The sequence below is a fragment of the Streptomyces sp. NBC_01210 genome (assembly GCF_036010325.1).
In the GTDB taxonomy this organism is placed as follows: Bacteria; Actinomycetota; Actinomycetes; order Streptomycetales; family Streptomycetaceae; genus Streptomyces.
On the sequence record NZ_CP108549.1, the window covers coordinates 3516898 to 3531504 of the forward strand.

General features: G+C 69.9%; 14 protein-coding genes. 8 read left to right on the forward strand and 6 right to left on the reverse strand.

Translation table 11 applies throughout. The features are described from left to right. Positions 1-43 precede the first annotated feature (43 nt). Both OG735_RS15870 and OG735_RS15875 read left to right on the forward strand, forming a co-directional pair. A complete protein-coding gene (locus OG735_RS15870) occupies positions 44-481 on the forward strand; it encodes a glycine-rich domain-containing protein (RefSeq protein WP_327323824.1) in 438 nt (145 codons plus the stop codon). 70 nt (positions 482-551) lie between these two features. Then, a complete protein-coding gene (locus OG735_RS15875; protein WP_327323825.1) occupies positions 552-926 on the forward strand; it encodes a hypothetical protein in 375 nt (124 codons plus the stop codon). A 162-nt stretch (positions 927-1088) separates the two neighbouring features. On the opposite strand, the gene OG735_RS15880 is transcribed toward OG735_RS15875, so the two are convergent. Both OG735_RS15880 and OG735_RS15885 read right to left on the reverse strand, forming a co-directional pair. Beyond that, positions 1089-3062 carry a collagenase gene (locus OG735_RS15880; protein WP_327328335.1) on the reverse strand — a complete coding sequence of 658 codons (1974 nt, stop codon included), beginning with the start codon at positions 3060-3062 and terminating at the stop codon, positions 1089-1091. A 463-nt stretch (positions 3063-3525) separates the two neighbouring features. Next, positions 3526-3792, reverse strand: coding sequence for an alpha/beta fold hydrolase (locus tag OG735_RS15885; protein WP_327323827.1), 267 nt, complete (start codon positions 3790-3792; stop codon positions 3526-3528). A gap of 292 nt (positions 3793-4084) precedes the next feature. Between OG735_RS15885 and OG735_RS15890 the strand changes: the two genes are divergently transcribed. Beyond that, the gene (locus OG735_RS15890; RefSeq protein WP_327323828.1) at positions 4085-5215 is read left to right on the forward strand and encodes a right-handed parallel beta-helix repeat-containing protein; all 1131 of its coding nucleotides are present in this window, start codon (positions 4085-4087) and stop codon (positions 5213-5215) included. A gap of 78 nt (positions 5216-5293) precedes the next feature. Here OG735_RS15890 and OG735_RS15895 read toward each other — a convergent pair whose 3' ends face one another. After that, complete coding sequence (locus OG735_RS15895; protein WP_327323829.1) at positions 5294-5686, reverse strand: hypothetical protein; 393 nt, start codon at positions 5684-5686, stop codon at positions 5294-5296. A gap of 105 nt (positions 5687-5791) precedes the next feature. Between OG735_RS15895 and OG735_RS15900 the strand changes: the two genes are divergently transcribed. From OG735_RS15900 to OG735_RS15910, 3 genes are all read left to right on the forward strand, one after another. Then, positions 5792-6376 (forward strand): TetR/AcrR family transcriptional regulator, encoded by a 585-nt coding sequence (locus OG735_RS15900; protein WP_327323830.1) that lies wholly within the window; start codon positions 5792-5794, stop codon positions 6374-6376. Beyond that, entirely contained in the window at positions 6373-7794 is a 1422-nt protein-coding gene (locus OG735_RS15905) for an MFS transporter (protein ID WP_327323831.1), read from the forward strand. The genes OG735_RS15900 and OG735_RS15905 overlap by 4 nt, the downstream gene beginning before the upstream one ends. A gap of 255 nt (positions 7795-8049) precedes the next feature. Next, positions 8050-8913: an excalibur calcium-binding domain-containing protein gene (locus OG735_RS15910; protein WP_327323832.1), complete on the forward strand. Its 864-nt coding sequence runs from the start codon at positions 8050-8052 to the stop codon at positions 8911-8913. A 199-nt stretch (positions 8914-9112) separates the two neighbouring features. Here the strand turns inward: OG735_RS15910 and OG735_RS15915 are convergent, their stop codons facing one another. Then, positions 9113-9604 (reverse strand): COG4315 family predicted lipoprotein, encoded by a 492-nt coding sequence (locus tag OG735_RS15915; RefSeq protein WP_327323833.1) that lies wholly within the window; start codon positions 9602-9604, stop codon positions 9113-9115. Between the two features lie 182 nt (positions 9605-9786). Between OG735_RS15915 and OG735_RS15920 the strand changes: the two genes are divergently transcribed. Next, positions 9787-10749, forward strand: a complete 963-nt coding sequence (locus OG735_RS15920) for a CHRD domain-containing protein (protein WP_327323834.1) — start codon at positions 9787-9789, stop codon at positions 10747-10749. A gap of 193 nt (positions 10750-10942) precedes the next feature. Here OG735_RS15920 and OG735_RS15925 read toward each other — a convergent pair whose 3' ends face one another. Then, positions 10943-12508 (reverse strand): DUF445 family protein, encoded by a 1566-nt coding sequence (locus OG735_RS15925; protein ID WP_442812438.1) that lies wholly within the window; start codon positions 12506-12508, stop codon positions 10943-10945. A 99-nt stretch (positions 12509-12607) separates the two neighbouring features. Here OG735_RS15925 and OG735_RS15930 point away from each other — a divergent pair, with 99 nt between their 5' ends. After that, complete coding sequence (locus OG735_RS15930) at positions 12608-13843, forward strand: SGNH/GDSL hydrolase family protein (RefSeq protein ID WP_327323835.1); 1236 nt, start codon at positions 12608-12610, stop codon at positions 13841-13843. A 16-nt stretch (positions 13844-13859) separates the two neighbouring features. On the opposite strand, the gene OG735_RS15935 is transcribed toward OG735_RS15930, so the two are convergent. After that, the gene (locus tag OG735_RS15935; RefSeq protein ID WP_442812609.1) at positions 13860-14567 is read right to left on the reverse strand and encodes a DUF1707 SHOCT-like domain-containing protein; all 708 of its coding nucleotides are present in this window, start codon (positions 14565-14567) and stop codon (positions 13860-13862) included. Between the last annotated feature and the right edge of the window lie 40 nt (positions 14568-14607).

Consider the following 14607-nt stretch of genomic DNA (forward strand, 5'->3'; position numbering starts at 1 on the left):
TGAGGGGAGGCCTCGCGCCGAGGACGCACCCAAGGAGCATCACATGACCGCTCTCGCAACGGAACAGATCACCGGCCGGCAGCTCGTCGACTCCAACCTCTTCGAACGGCTCGTCACCTTCCTCGAGTTCGAGGAGGAGATGGACCGGCCCCAGGCCGAACGCGTGATGGACCAGGCGCTCGCCTTCATCGACATGGCCGGGCATCGCAGCGACGTACCGCTGTCCCCGTCTCGGAAGGTCGACCCGGGCCGGCACGCCTTCATCCTGCACAGCCGCGAGTACGCCGACTTCTGTCACCGCCGGTTCGGCTCGTTCCTGCACCACAACCCGTTCAAGGGCCGGCGCCTGCGCGACGGCATCGCCATCAGGCGCACCGTCCGGGCCATCGGGGAGATGGGTTACGTCGTCGACCACGAACTGTGGGGCACCGCCGCGGACTGCAACCCGCCCGCCTGCTGCGGCGACGGCGACGGCTGCTGACCCGATCCCCCGCGCGGCCCGTCTCCCCCAGCGGGCCGCGCACCCTCGAGCGCAGAACGGAAACCCGCCCGTGGCCACCCTGCTCTCCGCACGCAGCCGCCTCACCGTCTTCCCGCTGGAGGGCCTGACCGTCGCGTACACCACACAGTCGAGCGACTCCCGCAGCCTCGGCGACATCGCCATCGTCGGCGTGACCGACCCGGACACCGTCACCGGCGACCACCTGTGGCGACTGGCCGCGAGCATGTACAACAACCCGCCCACCGTCCAGACACAGGCCCGGTGGATCCTCACCCAATGCACCAGGGCCCGCACCGTCAGGGCGACCTCGCACCGTGATCTGGCTGACGCGAAGTGGACCGGCGACCTGACCCGCGAGGTCCACGTCGACGCCCTCTTCGCCAACCACGCCATCCTGCGTACGGGTCGTCTCACCGTCGAATGACGGCTCGAGCGGCCGCCGGCTCGGCTCTGTCCGGGCCGTCAGGTTCGGTTTCGTCCCGCGGACGGGCCGTCGACAGTTGAGAAGCCTGGTGTCCCGCGCACGAACGGTGCGCGGGATACCAGGCTCTCCTGGCTCAGTTCTTGCCGGTGGCCGAGGCCCCGGTCACCGGCCGCTCCGGACCGGCAGTTGGCCGCAGTCGCCGCCGGCGCACTTGCTCAGCCAGTCGGCGAAGTCGGCGTCGTACTTGGTGCCGATGGTGTCGCGGAGCAGGCTGTGGGCCGCGTCGTACTCGCCCGCGCGGTAGTGGCCGAGCAGGGTGGCCACGTCCCCGGGGTGCGACTGGAGCATGTAACGGACGCCCAGATAGCCCCACTGGTAGATACGGGTGGTGTCGGCGTTGTCGTAGGTGGTCCCGAAGAGCTGGCTGAGCTTGTAGGTGTTCTTGCCCGCCTCCTCGATCGCCCTGTCGTAGGTGACGCCGCGGTACGAGTAGGAGACGTACTCGGCGAAACCCTCGATCCACATCACGGTCGGCGTGGTCTGCCCGGCTGCGAAGTCGCCGTACATGTCGTAGCGGCCGTCGAGGTAGTGGGTGTACTCGTGGTTGAGGTTCCAGATCTGGAAGGCGCCGTCCTGGGCCCGCTGCTCGTAGGCGATGAAGCGCGGCTGGTTGCCCTCGGCGGCCGGGTCACCCTCCAGGTATATGCCGCCGTTGTTGGTGTCGACGCCGAAGACGACACCGGCGTAGGTCTTGTAGTCGGTACTGGAGTTGAAGGCGACGATCTCGATGCTGGTGTTGTTGTCGTCCTTGACCGGACCGTTGTCCTTGACGATGTTGTGGAAGACCGGGTCCTGCTTGAGGACGCTGTCGCACGTGGCCGACAGTTCGGACGCGGTCAGCTCCTGTGCGAGGATCTTCACGCTCGGACCGCATGCGTGTTTGACCGTCAGCACGGCTGCGCGCACACGGTTCTGCAGGTCACAGGTGTCGTACTCGGCACAGTTCTCCTTGTCGTGCTCGTCCGTCATCTCGGCGAGGCCGACCCAGAGCGGGGCGGTGCGTCCAGTGATCTCGCTGCGGCCGAGCAGCTCCTTGACCAACGGCTTGACGGTGTCCTTGAGGTCGGCGTGCCGCAGGAAGCGGCCGAGTTCGCGTCCGGCGTTGCTGGCCAGGTAGGACTTGTCGGTGCCGAGCAGATCGTCGTGGGCGACGGCGAAGTCACGCAGTCCGGTGAGAACGCTCGGGTCCGCCTTCACGGCTTCCACGAACTCCGGCAGCTGGTGGCCGCGGAAGAGCACGGTGTAGGTGTTGTTGACCGCCGCGAGCATCCCGTAGAACGGGTCGTACGACGAGTTGTAGTCCTTCTGCAGACGCTTGACCACGTCGAGGTGACGGGCGTTCTCTTCGGAGCTGTCGATCAGGGTGACCGTCTCGGCCAGGGTTTCTCCGTTGGCCTCGGTGACGTCGAAGGCGTGGGACGAGCCGAAGAAGGCATCCAGGGCGCCCTGAATGGCGCGCTTCAGCGTCGGGCCGTATTCGCCGACGTTCTCCGGCTGGTTGTACTGGATGTAGTAGCCGGCGCGCAGGTACAGCACCACCTGGGTTGCGAAAGTGCTGTTGTCCCCCGGGTAGTTGGTCGCGACATCCTTGAGTGCGTTCGCCACCGTGACCATCTGTTCCTCGCGGAAGAGGGCCTTGGAGTCCTCACCGGTCACGCTGAACAGCGTGTTGATGCAGGTGATTTCCGACTGCTTGATCTGCTCGACCAGGGCAGCGCCGGTCTTCGAGGTGAAGTCGCTGACGTTGCAGTCCGCCGCGGCCTTCGCCGCAGCGCGGGCCCGCTTGCGCTCTGCGGCGTTCTGGGCCGCGGGGAGCGGAGGGCGTTGCGCGGGGTTCGAGGTCTTCGTGGCCGATCGCGCGGGGGTGACGGCGTGTCCGGGTGCGAGATCGGCGGCAAGCACGGTGGCGGAGGCGGGCTGTGGGGCGGGAGCCGACCTCGGTGCGGGCTTGGGTGCCCCGGCGCCGGCCGGGGCCGCCGCGCCATGGGGGGCGAGCATCGTGAGCCCCAGGCCGGCGGCGGCCACGGTAGGTGTCAGCAGTTGGGCGAGTTTCCTGAGGGTGGGGGGTCTGCGCATGGCGATGGCCTCCAGGCCGGTCGGCAGCCGTGCGTGGGGCACGGCGGTGGGGGGTGCGGACCGTGATGGCAACGGAAGTTGAGCACTCCCGGAGCTGTCATGCTCGCGGAAAGTGTGACCGTACAATTTCACAGTTCACATGGCAGTGAAAGAGGGCTGCAAGCAACCCAAAGAACTGATGAGTCGTCAGAAAAGGATCCTGTCGGGGACCTTGAGATTCCCGGACGGAACTAAGTGATCGCTGGGCAAGCTCATGCCGGTTTCGAGGGACGACCGTCGACCCTGAGGTGAGCCGGTGCCCCTCCATCCCCACTCCGGTGCGCGGATTCCGCCCCGGACCGCGCGGGTGGCGCGGGCGAGCAATCCCGGTGGCACGACGGCGACATGAGTACGGGACCGGCTGGACGGGCCGTACGGGCCCGCTCCCTGGTCACACTCGAAGAACCCGTGCGGCCCCGCCATGTCACGGCCGGTTGCGTGCCCATGGTCGGCGGGCAGGACGGAAGTCCTCCTCCATCAGCAGGAACGCCGACACGGCCTCCGTGAACTCCTCCGGCGCCGCATGGCGGATCAGATGTCCAACCGGGATGGTGACCACCCGTCCGCCGGGGACGCGGCGGGCCGGCTCGACGATGCCGCCCCGGGGCACATGGCTGCGTGGGCCGCCGGCCACCACGAGGGTCTCGGCGGTGATCCCGCTGAGTCGCTCCAGCCACCTGGGGTCAGGCACGTCGATCTGCCTCCTGACAGCCGGCACCATCTCCCAGTCGAAGGCCAGGTCGCCGTCCGGCCTGGTCGGGGTGGTCCGCTCCCGGGGACGCGGGAGCGGAACGTCCTCCGGGACGAGCCGGCTACGGGCCCGTCGATCGGCCGTCAGAGGGAGCCGGAAACCCTGTCGGACGTCCCGGAGTGCCCGCCCTCACGGCCGTGGATACGTTGACCGCGCGGCCGGGTCGTCCGGCAGGCGGGTCCGGGGATGCCCCGGACCCACGGTGTGAGTACCGCACGGGAACGGATTCGGAATGGCAATCCCCCACATCAGGACGGCCGCCCGCCTGGGCCTCTGCGTCGTCACCGCAATCGCCTGCCAGCTGGTGCCGGCGTCGGCGTCGGCGTCGGCGTCGGCCGGCCCGTCACGCGACCTGGTGGTCTCCAAGGCCAAGGGCTTTCCGTCGATCCAGGCGGCGGTCGACGCCGCCCGGCCCGGTGACCGGATCACTGTCCCGCCGGGCGTCTTCCGTGAGCAGGTGGTGATCGGCAAGGACCTGACGATCACCGGCTCGGGCGCCCGGAGGACGACGATTCTGGCCCCGCAGACGCTGGCCCCCGGTGACGACGGCGGCACCTCGATCATCGAGATCCACAACGGCGCCTCCGTCAAGCTGTCCCGGCTCAACGTCAGCGGACCGGGTTCCGGCACATGCACTGCCGGTGCGCTCGGCTCCGGCATTCGGGTGCTCGGGGGCGCCCACCTCGACCTCGGCCGCGCCGCCGTCACCCACATCACCGACACCCCCGCCGCGCCCTGCTTCCGCAGCGCGAACGCCGTCCTCGTCGGGGACCTGCCGACCGGTACGGGCTCGGCGACCATCCACGACACCGAGATCTCGGGCTACCAGGGCGCGGGCGTGGTCGTCCTCAACTCGGGGTCGAGGGCCACCGTTGACCACAGCACCGTCACCGGACACCGGCGGCTGTCGACCGACGGCATCGAGTTCGTGGCCGGCGCGGTCGGACGCATCACCCGCAACATCGTCAGGGGCAATGAGTGCCGGGAGCCCGATCCGGACTGCGGCCCCGACTTCTTCAACGAGTTCCAGCACTCGGGCATCGTCGCCGACACGCCAGGCACCGTGGTGCAGCACAACAGCCTCATCGGCAACCAGGTCGGCATTTACGCTGCCGGCGGGTCGATCGACATCGGCCGCAACGACATCGTGCGGAGTTCGTTCGTCGGCATGGCACTTCAGGACGGCCAGTTCACAGTCCGCAAGGACCGGATCGAGGGCGGCGTCCACGGGGTCGCGGTCGTCGCGTCGTCGGTCGACACGAACGCGGTGCTCGACGGCGTACGGATCAAGCGGACGTCGGGCGCGCCCGTGCAGACCTTCCAGTGCTGCGGCTTCACCGCCACGGCGACCGTGAGGCCGTAGCCGGGCGGACACGGCGGCGGGTCGGCCACCCGGGAAAACCGGTGCGGCCGACCCGAGGAAGCCGGACGGGGCGAGGCGTCACCGCCGCCATGCGGACGCGTGCGCCGCCGCGAAGTCGGCGAAGGAGCACGGTGGTTGGCCCATGACCTCCTCCACCGCAGGGCTGAGGCGGTCCTCCGTGCCCTTGGCGATGGACCGGTCCATGCCCGCCGGCAGTTCGGCGAATCCCTCGGGCACACCCGTGGCCGCGAGTAGGTCTCGCATCGCTTCGTACGAAACGCCGCGGTGGTGGATCGGCCGGCCGGCGACGGCGGAGACGAGAGCGGCGACGTCGGCGTAACTCAGCGCCTCGAGGCCGGTGATGAGGTGGGCGGTGTTGTGCGGGTGCTCGTCCGCCGGTGCCCGTACGCCGACCTGCGCGATGTCGTGGACGTCGACGAAGCCCATCCGGCCGTCGGTGGTGGCCGTCACGATCTCGTCGTGGTCGCGGATGCTCCGGGCGTGGAGGTGGTCGCCGTGCCGGAGGGGACGAGGTGGTCGTAGACAGCGTCTACTCACGTTTGGTAGACAGTGTCTATGAACGAACTGGACACGGGCCTGCGTGCCCGTTTGATCGAGGTCGGCGTCGACCTGGTGACCAGGGAGGGGATTCAGTCCCTGTCTCTGCGCGAGATCGCCCGCCAGGCCGGGGTCTCGCACGGAGCGCCGCGGCGCTACTTCCCGACCCACCTGGCCCTGCTGTCCGCCATCGCACGTCAGGGCTTCGCCGAACTGACCGTCACGGTCACCGAGGCTGTCGGTGACAGCCGGGCGAGTCCCCGGGCTCAGCTCATGACGCTGGGGCGCATCTACCTCGACTTCGCCCTGACCAACCGCGGCATGTTCGAGCTGATGTTCCGCCACGACCTGTTGGAGAGCAACCAACTCGGCCTGCGGGAGACGAGCCTGCCGCTCTTCGAAGTACTCGTGGACCTTGTCGCCCGGGCGCGGCCACGGTCTGCCCCGGCGCCACCGGTTGTCGCGGGCGCGCTGTGGGCGAACCTGCACGGCATCGCGCAGTTGTGGGTATGGGGCAGTCTTCAACTCGCGGCAGGAGTCGATGACATCGAACCGCTGCTGCGCGCAGTGCTGGACGCGCATCTTGGCCCGGAAACCCGGTGAGCTCAAGACGCCATCGGCACCTCACGCTCGCCTGCAGTGTCACCGGGGCCTCGATCGTTGCGCTGGACGGAACCGTACTGACCGTCGTGCAGCCCACCATGCAGCGGGATCTGCACGCCTCGTTCGGGCAGGTCCAGTGGACCAGCACCGGATATCTCATCGCCGTGGCGAGCCTGCTCGTCTTCGCCGGCCGGCTCGGTGACCGGTACGGCCACCGGCAGATCTTCGCCGTCGGGATTCTGGGTTTCGCCGCGACTTCGGCGGGGATCGGCCTGGCGCCAGGTGTCGGCTGGGTGATCGGCCTGCGCGTCGCCCAAGGGATCTGCGGTGCGCTGCTGCAGCCGGCCACCCTCGGGATGTTGCGCGCCGCCTACCCGCCCGACCAGCTCGGCATGCCCATCGCGCTGCGCACCAGCGCCATCGGCGTGGCGGCCGCGGCCGGCCCGGTCGTCGGCGGGGCACTGGCCGCTCAGCTGGGCTGGCGATCCGTCTTCTTCCTCAACGTCGCACCGGCGCTCGCGATCGGCGTGCTGGCTCTTGTCGCTCGGGTCCCCGCGCCCAGGAGGGTCTCCGATTTCCGGCTCGATCTGCCCGGCGCCTGCCTTCTCGCGGTCGCTCTGGTGTGTCTGGTGCACACACTCGTCGAGATACCGGAGACCGGCTGGACGGCGGCAACCGCGGTCGGGCTTGTCGCCGCGACGGCTGCCGGCGTCGCGTTCGTCCGGCACGGGCGACGTACCGCGAGCCCACTGGTGCCACCAAGTGTGCTTCGATCGGCGGCTGTTGCCTCGGCGCTCGGCATCCTGGTGGCGGCATCGGCAGCGCTGTTCGGGGCCCTGTTCGTCGGCACCTATTTCTTGCAGGATGTCCTCGGGCTGGACCCGCTGCAGAGCGGCCTGAGGGGGCTGCCCCTGGCCGGGATGATGGTGCTGAGCGCACCGGTCTCCGCTCTGCTGCTGCGTCGGCACGGATCCCGCCGGACGGTCGTGGCGGGGATGGGTCTGGTCGCCCTCGGCGTCTTTCTCTTCTCCCTTCTCGACCGGGCATCGACGGCCATGGCGATCGGCGGCTGTTTTGTCGCGATGGGCGCCGGTTTCGGTACGGTGATGGTCAGCGCGACGGCCGTCATCGTGCGCCATGCGTCTGTGGACGACGCCGGGGTGGCCGGCGGACTCCAGCAGACCGCCATGAACGTCGGCCCGACGCTGGGTGTCGCCACAGCGACCATGTTGATGGCCCTCACCGCACCCGGCTCCGCCGCCGATCAGCCGTACGGCGACGGACCACGCTGGACCGGTGGAGCGTTCATCTCCGCGATGGGCTCCACGCTGACAGTCCTCGCGGCCGTCGCCGTGTTCGGTGCGTTGCTGGCCATCAAGCTGCCCGGTCGCGTCAAGGTGGCAGCCGAGGGCGGGTGAGTTCCCCGGCGGGCGGGCGCGCGGGCAACCCGAACCGGTAAGCCGGGCGGCCCAAATCCAGTGCGCCGAGCGCCTGGGACTCCCGTACCCGAGTCCGGAGCGGCTCACCCGTTACCCGAGTCCGAAGCGGCACACCCGTCGTACACACACTTTCATCACAATTGGACGACGTTCCATCACATTTCCCCTTCCTGACCTTCGTAGGAGTGCCAAGCTCGGGCCCCTCAGTTCGGAACCAACTGCCTTGGGGGGCACATGTCTGGGAGAGGAAGTACCCGCGCGAACAGCGCGATCGCGGCCTGCGCCGTGGTGATGGCGGTCGGGCTCGTGGGGTGTGGGGGCACCACCGACGACGCGAAGTCCGAGGCGGCGCCGACGAGCGCGGCGCCCAAGATGGCCACGGCCGCGACGCCTTCGCCCGCGTCGGCTCTCGCACTCGTCGATGACGAGGAGAGCGCCGACTCCGGGAAGCCGGTCGTGGTGAAGGTGCTGGACAACGACACGCTCACACGTAAGGGCGGTACGCCCGGCAACCTGGAAGTCGCCCTGAGCGCTGGTGAGTTCACGATCGACTTGGCCACCCTGCCGGGTCATGGCACCGCGAAGGTCGACGGGTCGACCATCGTCTATACGTCCGCCAAGGGATACGGCGGCGCGGACGAGTTCACGTACCAGGTGGATGTGAAGGGCTCGCCGGCGCTGACCGGGACCGCCGTCGTACGGATCACCGTGGCCGCGCCGGCGCCCACGCCCACGCCGACACCCACGCCCGTGAAGGCGAAGAAGCCCGCGCCGCCCAAGGTCTATTACGCGAACTGCGACGCCGTACGAGCGGCGGGCGCCGATCCCGTCCGCGAAGGGGAACCCGGCTACGCGCCGCACCTCGACCGGGACGGCGACGGCGTCGGCTGCGAGTCGTCCGGCGGAGGAAGCGGCGGCACGACCGGAGGCAGTGGAGGCAGTGGAGGTAGTGGGGGCGGCAGCGGAGGCGGGTCCGAGGGCACGTACTACGCCAACTGCGCCGCCGCACGGGCCGCCGGTGCCGCTCCCGTTCATGCCGGGGATCCCGGCTATGGGCGGCACCTCGACCGCGACGGAGACGGCGTCGGCTGCGAGTGATCCGCGTACCGCATTCCCGGTAGTCACCCGCCGAGGGGATTGACGCGCGACTACCGGGAATGGGCATCGCCGCGACGGCCGGGGATGGGCCACGGCCGTCGCAGGTTGATGGGAGAGATAAGGAGAATGCGAAACCGATGAGCAATAGGCTCACGGTTTATGAAGGGAAGATTAAATTCCGCAGCCCTTCAGGCCGACGTCAGACAGCCTTCCTGATGAGCTTTCCGTCCGCCGCGATCACGAACCACTCCCCGTCCAGGCCCTGGCCGTTCACGTCCCCGGGCGTCGCGTCGCCCACGTAGTAGTACAGCGGCCAGTCTCCGTACGTCGCCTGTTCCGCACCCTCGCCGAGCTTCGCCTCCTTCAGCAGGGCGGCGTCGGCGCCGGCGCCCGCCTTCACGTCCTTCGCGGAGGTGAGGGCCGGCCAGACGGCGATGCAGTCGGCATCACAATTGCCCGCGCCGGGCTTGTCCTTGGTGAATCCGTACAGCGTACGGCCCGAATCGTCGACGAGGATCTTGCCGAGCGCCGAGTCCACGGTCTTGACGGAGACGGCGGCCGCGGGCTTCCGCGCGGGCTTGGCCGCGTCATCCTCGGAGCCGTCCGTGGAGCCGCCGCAGGCCGACAGGGTCAGCAGCGCGGCCGTTACGAGCGGTGCCGCGAGCAGAGAAGTTTTACGGGTGCTGCGCATGGTGGTTCCCCCGGTTTGGTGAGTGGGTGCGAGAGTGATGGTTACGCAGAGTTGTACGACGGCAACTGACCCACGGTTCAATCGAATTCAAGAAATTTTCTTTTGAACGAGCCGACTGCAGGCCGCGTACTCCATCGCGACCGACCCAAGACGGAGTCGGTCCCAACGGGAGGATCAAAACAATGCAGAAGCGTTATGCGGCTGTTACCGCCGCCGCAATTGTGCTTGGTGTTGCAGGTGTTACTCCGGCACTCGCACACAGCGGTCATGACGGCCACGGGGAGCACGCATCAGCCGGCGGCCAGGCTTCGGCCGGCGAGGCCAGTACCTTCACCAAGCCCTCCAGCGGGCACGCGCTCGCCTTCGCCGCCCACCTCTCCGGCGCCAACGAGGTGCCGGTCAAGGGCGGGCCCGCCGTGAACGACCCCGACGGCAAGGCCGTTGCCCTCGTCAAGGTCAAGGGCGACCGGGTGACCTTCGCACTGCAGTGGAAGGGGTTCGTGCCGAGCCTCGGGCACATTCACCAGGGTGCCGCCGGGAAGAACGGCGATGTGAAGGTCCCGCTCTTCGGCACCGCGATGCCGGACTCCGTCCACTCGGCGGCCGGGCAGGTGGCCATCACCGACGCCAAGCTGGCCGACAGCATCCGGAGCAACCCTTCCGGGTTCTATGTGAACCTGCACAGCGCGGAGTTCCCGGGCGGCGCGGTGCGGGGCCAGTTGAAGCCGCTGCACAAGAACGTCAACCCGCTCGACATCATCAAGGGCGGCAAGCTGCGGGCGCTGTCCGACGGCGACCAGGAAGTCCCGAAGAACGACGCGTCCAAGGTCGGCGACCCGGACGGGCACGCGGTGACGTTCCTGCAGCCGAAGGGGACGAACGTCGACTACTCGCTCGCCTGGGTCAACATCAAGAGCCCCACCAACGGCCATATCCACAAGGGCGCGTTCGGGAAGAACGGCGACGTCGTCTTCAACTTCTTCAACCGGCCCGTGCCGGACGGGATCTTCGCGGTCTCCGGGAAGCTGGAGGGACAGAACGCCGACGTGGTGAAGCGTGTCCGCGCCAACCCGCGCAACTACTACGCCAACATCCACACCGCCGAGTTCCCGGACGGTGCGGTGCGCGGACAGCTCTTCCACTGAGCCCGGTCGGTCCCCGCGGAAGGGTGGCCGCCGATTCCTGGGCGGTCACCCGGCCCGGCTCGCACCCTGACCCGTCGGCCCGTCGGCCCGTCGGCCCGCAGCCGTACTGAACACTTCCGTCCTGCCGAACGTACTCAACAGCACCTCCCCAGGTGGCTGGGCGCGTGACCGTACGGGTACGGCAGGGAACCGGTCACGCGCCCAGCGCGTGTGCCACCGTGTAGATGACCAGGCCGGCCAGAGCGCCGACCACCGTGCCGTTGATCCGGATGAACTGCAGGTCGCGGCCGATGTGCGCCTCGATCTTGCGCGAGGTGTGCTCCGCGTCCCAGCTCGCGACCGTGTCCGAGATCAGCGAGGTGATCTCGGCGCGGTACGTGGTCACCACGTACACCGCCGCGTCCTCCAGCCAGCCCTCCAGCTTCGACTGCAGCCGGCCGTCCGTCGCCAGCCGCGCGCCCAGCGTCAGCAGCGAGGCGCGGGCGCGCAGCCGCAGCTCGCTGTGGTCGTCCTCCGCCGCCGAGATGATCATGCCCCGTATGGAGGACCAGGCCGAGGCGATCACGTCCTGCACCTCGGAACGGGACAGCAGCTCCGACTTCATACGCTCCACCCGGGCGCGGGTTTCCGTGTCCGACTGGAGGTCGGCCGCGAAGTCGGTCAGGAAGCGGTCGATCGCGCCGCGCGCCGGGTGGCCCGGCATGTCACGCATCTCGGTGACGAAGCGCAGCAGTTCCTTGTAGACGCGTTCGCCGACCTTCTTGTCCACGAAGCGCGGGGTCCAGCCCGGCGCCCCGCCCTCGACCGCGTCCATCACCGAGTCCGAGTGCAGGACCAGCCAGTCGTGGGCACGGCCGCAGATCAGGTCGACGGCGCGGTGGTGCGCGCCGTCGGCGACGACCTTCTCCAGGGTCTTGCCGACGCCGGGGGCGATCTCGGCACTGTCGGCGCGGCGGGTGATCGCCTCGCCGACGACCGCCTGGACGTCTGAGTCGCGCAGCACGGTGAGCGCGCCGCGCAGCGCGGTGGACAGTTCGGCGGTGACCCGGTCGGCGTGACCGGGCTCGGCGAGCCAGGCGCCGAGGCGGCCGCCGATGCCGAGGGCGTGCAGCCGGGTCCGTACGACGTCGCCGGAGAGGAAGTTCTCACCGACGAAAGAGCCGAGCGAGGCGCCGAGCTGGTCCTTCTTGTTCGGGATGATCGCGGTGTGCGGGATGGGCAGGCCGAGGGGATGCCGGAAGAGCGCGGTGACGGCGAACCAGTCGGCCAGGGCGCCGACCATGCCGGCTTCGGCGGCGGCGGCGATATAGCCGGCCCAGGGGCCGGCGCCGGAGTTCTTCGCCCAGGTGGCGAGCGCGAAGATCACCGCGACGAGGAGGAGCAGTCCGGTCGCGGTCAGCTTCATGCGTCGTACGCCGCGCTGCTTTTCGGCGTCGGCCTCGGTGTACGCGAAGGAGGGAAGGGGGGTACGGGGGCGGGGCCCCGGCCCCGCTGCGCCCGGCTCAGCCCGGCCCGGCTGGCCTGCCTGGCTCGGCTGGTCGGCCCCGCTCAGCTCGGGGGTCCGGCCCGGCCCCCCTGTCCGGCTCCGCTGATCCGTCGACCGCGGCTGCGCCGACTCGCCGTCTGCCACACCCGGCTGGTCCGCCCGGCCCGGCTGGTCTGACCGGCCCGGCTGGTCTGACCGGCCCGGCCCGCCTGTCCGGCCCGGCTCGGCCGGCCCGCTCGGCTGGTCCGGCTGATCCGGTTCTGTACGTTCCATCCGGTCCTCCCGTCCGCGCGCGCCTCGTACGCATTGTCCCTACCTCAGGTACTCCTGGGGCGCACATCGAGTTCCCGCGCCATGTCGGATGATGTGCTCATGAACAAACGCCGTGGGTACGCGACCCTCGCCGCCCTCACCACCGCGGTTGCCCTCGTCTGCGGCGCGATATACCTCGGCGTCGGGGCCGCCCAGGGCGGGACCGCCGCCCGTACACCCGTCGCCGCGCCCGCGGTCTGGGTCGGGACCTGGGCCGCCGCACCCGCCAAGGCATCCCCCGCCGTCGGAGGCCACGTCGGCCGGTCCGTACGCAATGTGGTGCACACCAGTATCGGCGGGACCGCCGCCCGGATCACCCTCTCCAACCTCCTCGGCGAGCAGCCGCTCAAGATCGCCCAGGTCTCGCTGGCCGTGCGCGCGGGCCACGGTCCCGCGGCCGTGGCCGGGACTCTGCGACGGGTGACGTTCCAGGGCGCGGGTGCCGTCACCCTCGCGGTCGGCGGGCAGCGCGTCAGTGACCCCGTCGTGCTCGGGATCCCGTACGACGGCGATCTCCTCGTCACCGTCGCCACCACCTCCCCCGGCGGGCCGGTCACCGTCCACCCGCAGGCGCGCCAGACCTCGTACATCGCGGACGGCGACCGTACGCAGGACGCCGGCGGAGACGCGTACACCCGGCGGACCGGCGCCTGGCAGCACCTCAGCGGCGTCGACGTGCTGACCCGGGACACAAACGGCGCGGTCGTCGCCATCGGCGACTCGATCACCGACGGGGTCACCTCCACCTCCGACGCCAACCGCCGCTGGCCGGACGTACTCGCCGACCGGCTCAACCGCCACGGCAGGTACCACTACGGCGTGCTCAACCAGGGCATCAGCGGGAACCGCCTGCTGACCGACGGTCGCGGCCCCAGCACGCTGGCCCGCTTCGACCGCGATGTGCTCGCGCGGTCCGGCGTCAGGACGGTGATCGTCGCGATCGGCATCAACGACCTGCTGCGGGGGCCGGATCCGAGCGCCGACCGGCTCACGGCCGGCTACGCCGAACTCACCCGGCGGGCCCACGCGCGCGGCCTCCGCGTCGTCGGCGCGACCCTGATGCCCTGCGCCGGACACCGCCACTGCACCCGGGCCCTCGAAGCCGTACGCGACAAGGTCAACGCGGCCATCCGCACCGGCCGGATCTTCGACTCGGTCGTCGACTTCGACCGGGCGCTGCGCGATCCGTACGCACCCGACCGACTGCGCCCGGCGTACGACTCGGGCGACCATCTCCACCCCAGCGACGCCGGCTACGCGCGGATGGGCAGGGCCGTGGACCCGGCGCGGCTGTAAGGCCCGCCGATTGGCCTCAGCCGAGCTCCTTGCGCTCGTCGCGCTCGTCCTTCTCCAGCCCCTTCTTCAGCCTCGGCTGCTTCTCCAGCTCGGCCCGCTCCGCCCGTTCCGCCTTCAGCCGCTGCTTCTCCGCCCGGGTGCGCTTGCGCTCCACGCCCACGCCGCCCATGATCGCGAAGCCCGTGATCCTCACCCTCGGCGCCGCCGGGTCCGGCAGGCCCTCGCTCTGGCCCTGCTCGCCGAAGCCGCCCATCAGGCCGAAACCGCCGACCTCGACGTTCAGGTCCGGCGGTACGACGATGTGGACACCGCCCATGATCGCGAAGCAGCGGATCACGGTCTCGCGGTCCTCGAAACGGGCCTCGCGCAGGTCGAGTTCGCCGCCGCCCATCAAAGTGAAGGTGGTGAACTTCCGGCCCACCGTCCAGGTGCCCTTCCGCCCGAACCCGCCCCAGAACGCGAACGCCCCGTTCGACGTCGCCGGTCCGCCGACACGCTGCGCCCAGCCGCCGGACCCGGTGGCCACCGGCGAGGGTGCCGTGCCCACCGCCGGCAGGCCACCCACCGGAAGGTCGCTGACCAGCGGCTCCAACTCGCCGTGCGTACGCGCCCTGTAGGCCGCGTCCAGGCGCTGCTCGAACTCCTCCATGTCGAGCCGCCCCTCCGCCACCGCCTCACGCAGCCGCTCGGCCACCCGTTCGCGCTCGGAGTCGGAGGCACGCATCTCAGGGAGTTCGCTCGTCATACCGGCAGCCTAGTCAAGG

Coding starts and splice junctions, on each gene's coding strand:
- OG735_RS15870 (WP_327323824.1), top strand. CDS start 44: ATGACCGCTCTCGCAACGGAACAGATCACCGGCCGGCAGCTCGTCGAC.
- OG735_RS15880 (WP_327328335.1), bottom strand. CDS start 3,062: ATGCGCAGACCCCCCACCCTCAGGAAACTCGCCCAACTGCTGACACCT.
- OG735_RS15890 (WP_327323828.1), top strand. CDS start 4,085: ATGGCAATCCCCCACATCAGGACGGCCGCCCGCCTGGGCCTCTGCGTC.
- OG735_RS15900 (WP_327323830.1), top strand. CDS start 5,792: ATGAACGAACTGGACACGGGCCTGCGTGCCCGTTTGATCGAGGTCGGC.
- OG735_RS15910 (WP_327323832.1), top strand. CDS start 8,050: ATGTCTGGGAGAGGAAGTACCCGCGCGAACAGCGCGATCGCGGCCTGC.
- OG735_RS15915 (WP_327323833.1), bottom strand. CDS start 9,604: ATGCGCAGCACCCGTAAAACTTCTCTGCTCGCGGCACCGCTCGTAACG.
- OG735_RS15920 (WP_327323834.1), top strand. CDS start 9,787: ATGCAGAAGCGTTATGCGGCTGTTACCGCCGCCGCAATTGTGCTTGGT.
- OG735_RS15925 (WP_442812438.1), bottom strand. CDS start 12,508: ATGGAACGTACAGAACCGGATCAGCCGGACCAGCCGAGCGGGCCGGCC.
- OG735_RS15930 (WP_327323835.1), top strand. CDS start 12,608: ATGAACAAACGCCGTGGGTACGCGACCCTCGCCGCCCTCACCACCGCG.
- OG735_RS15935 (WP_442812609.1), bottom strand. CDS start 14,567: ATGCGTGCCTCCGACTCCGAGCGCGAACGGGTGGCCGAGCGGCTGCGT.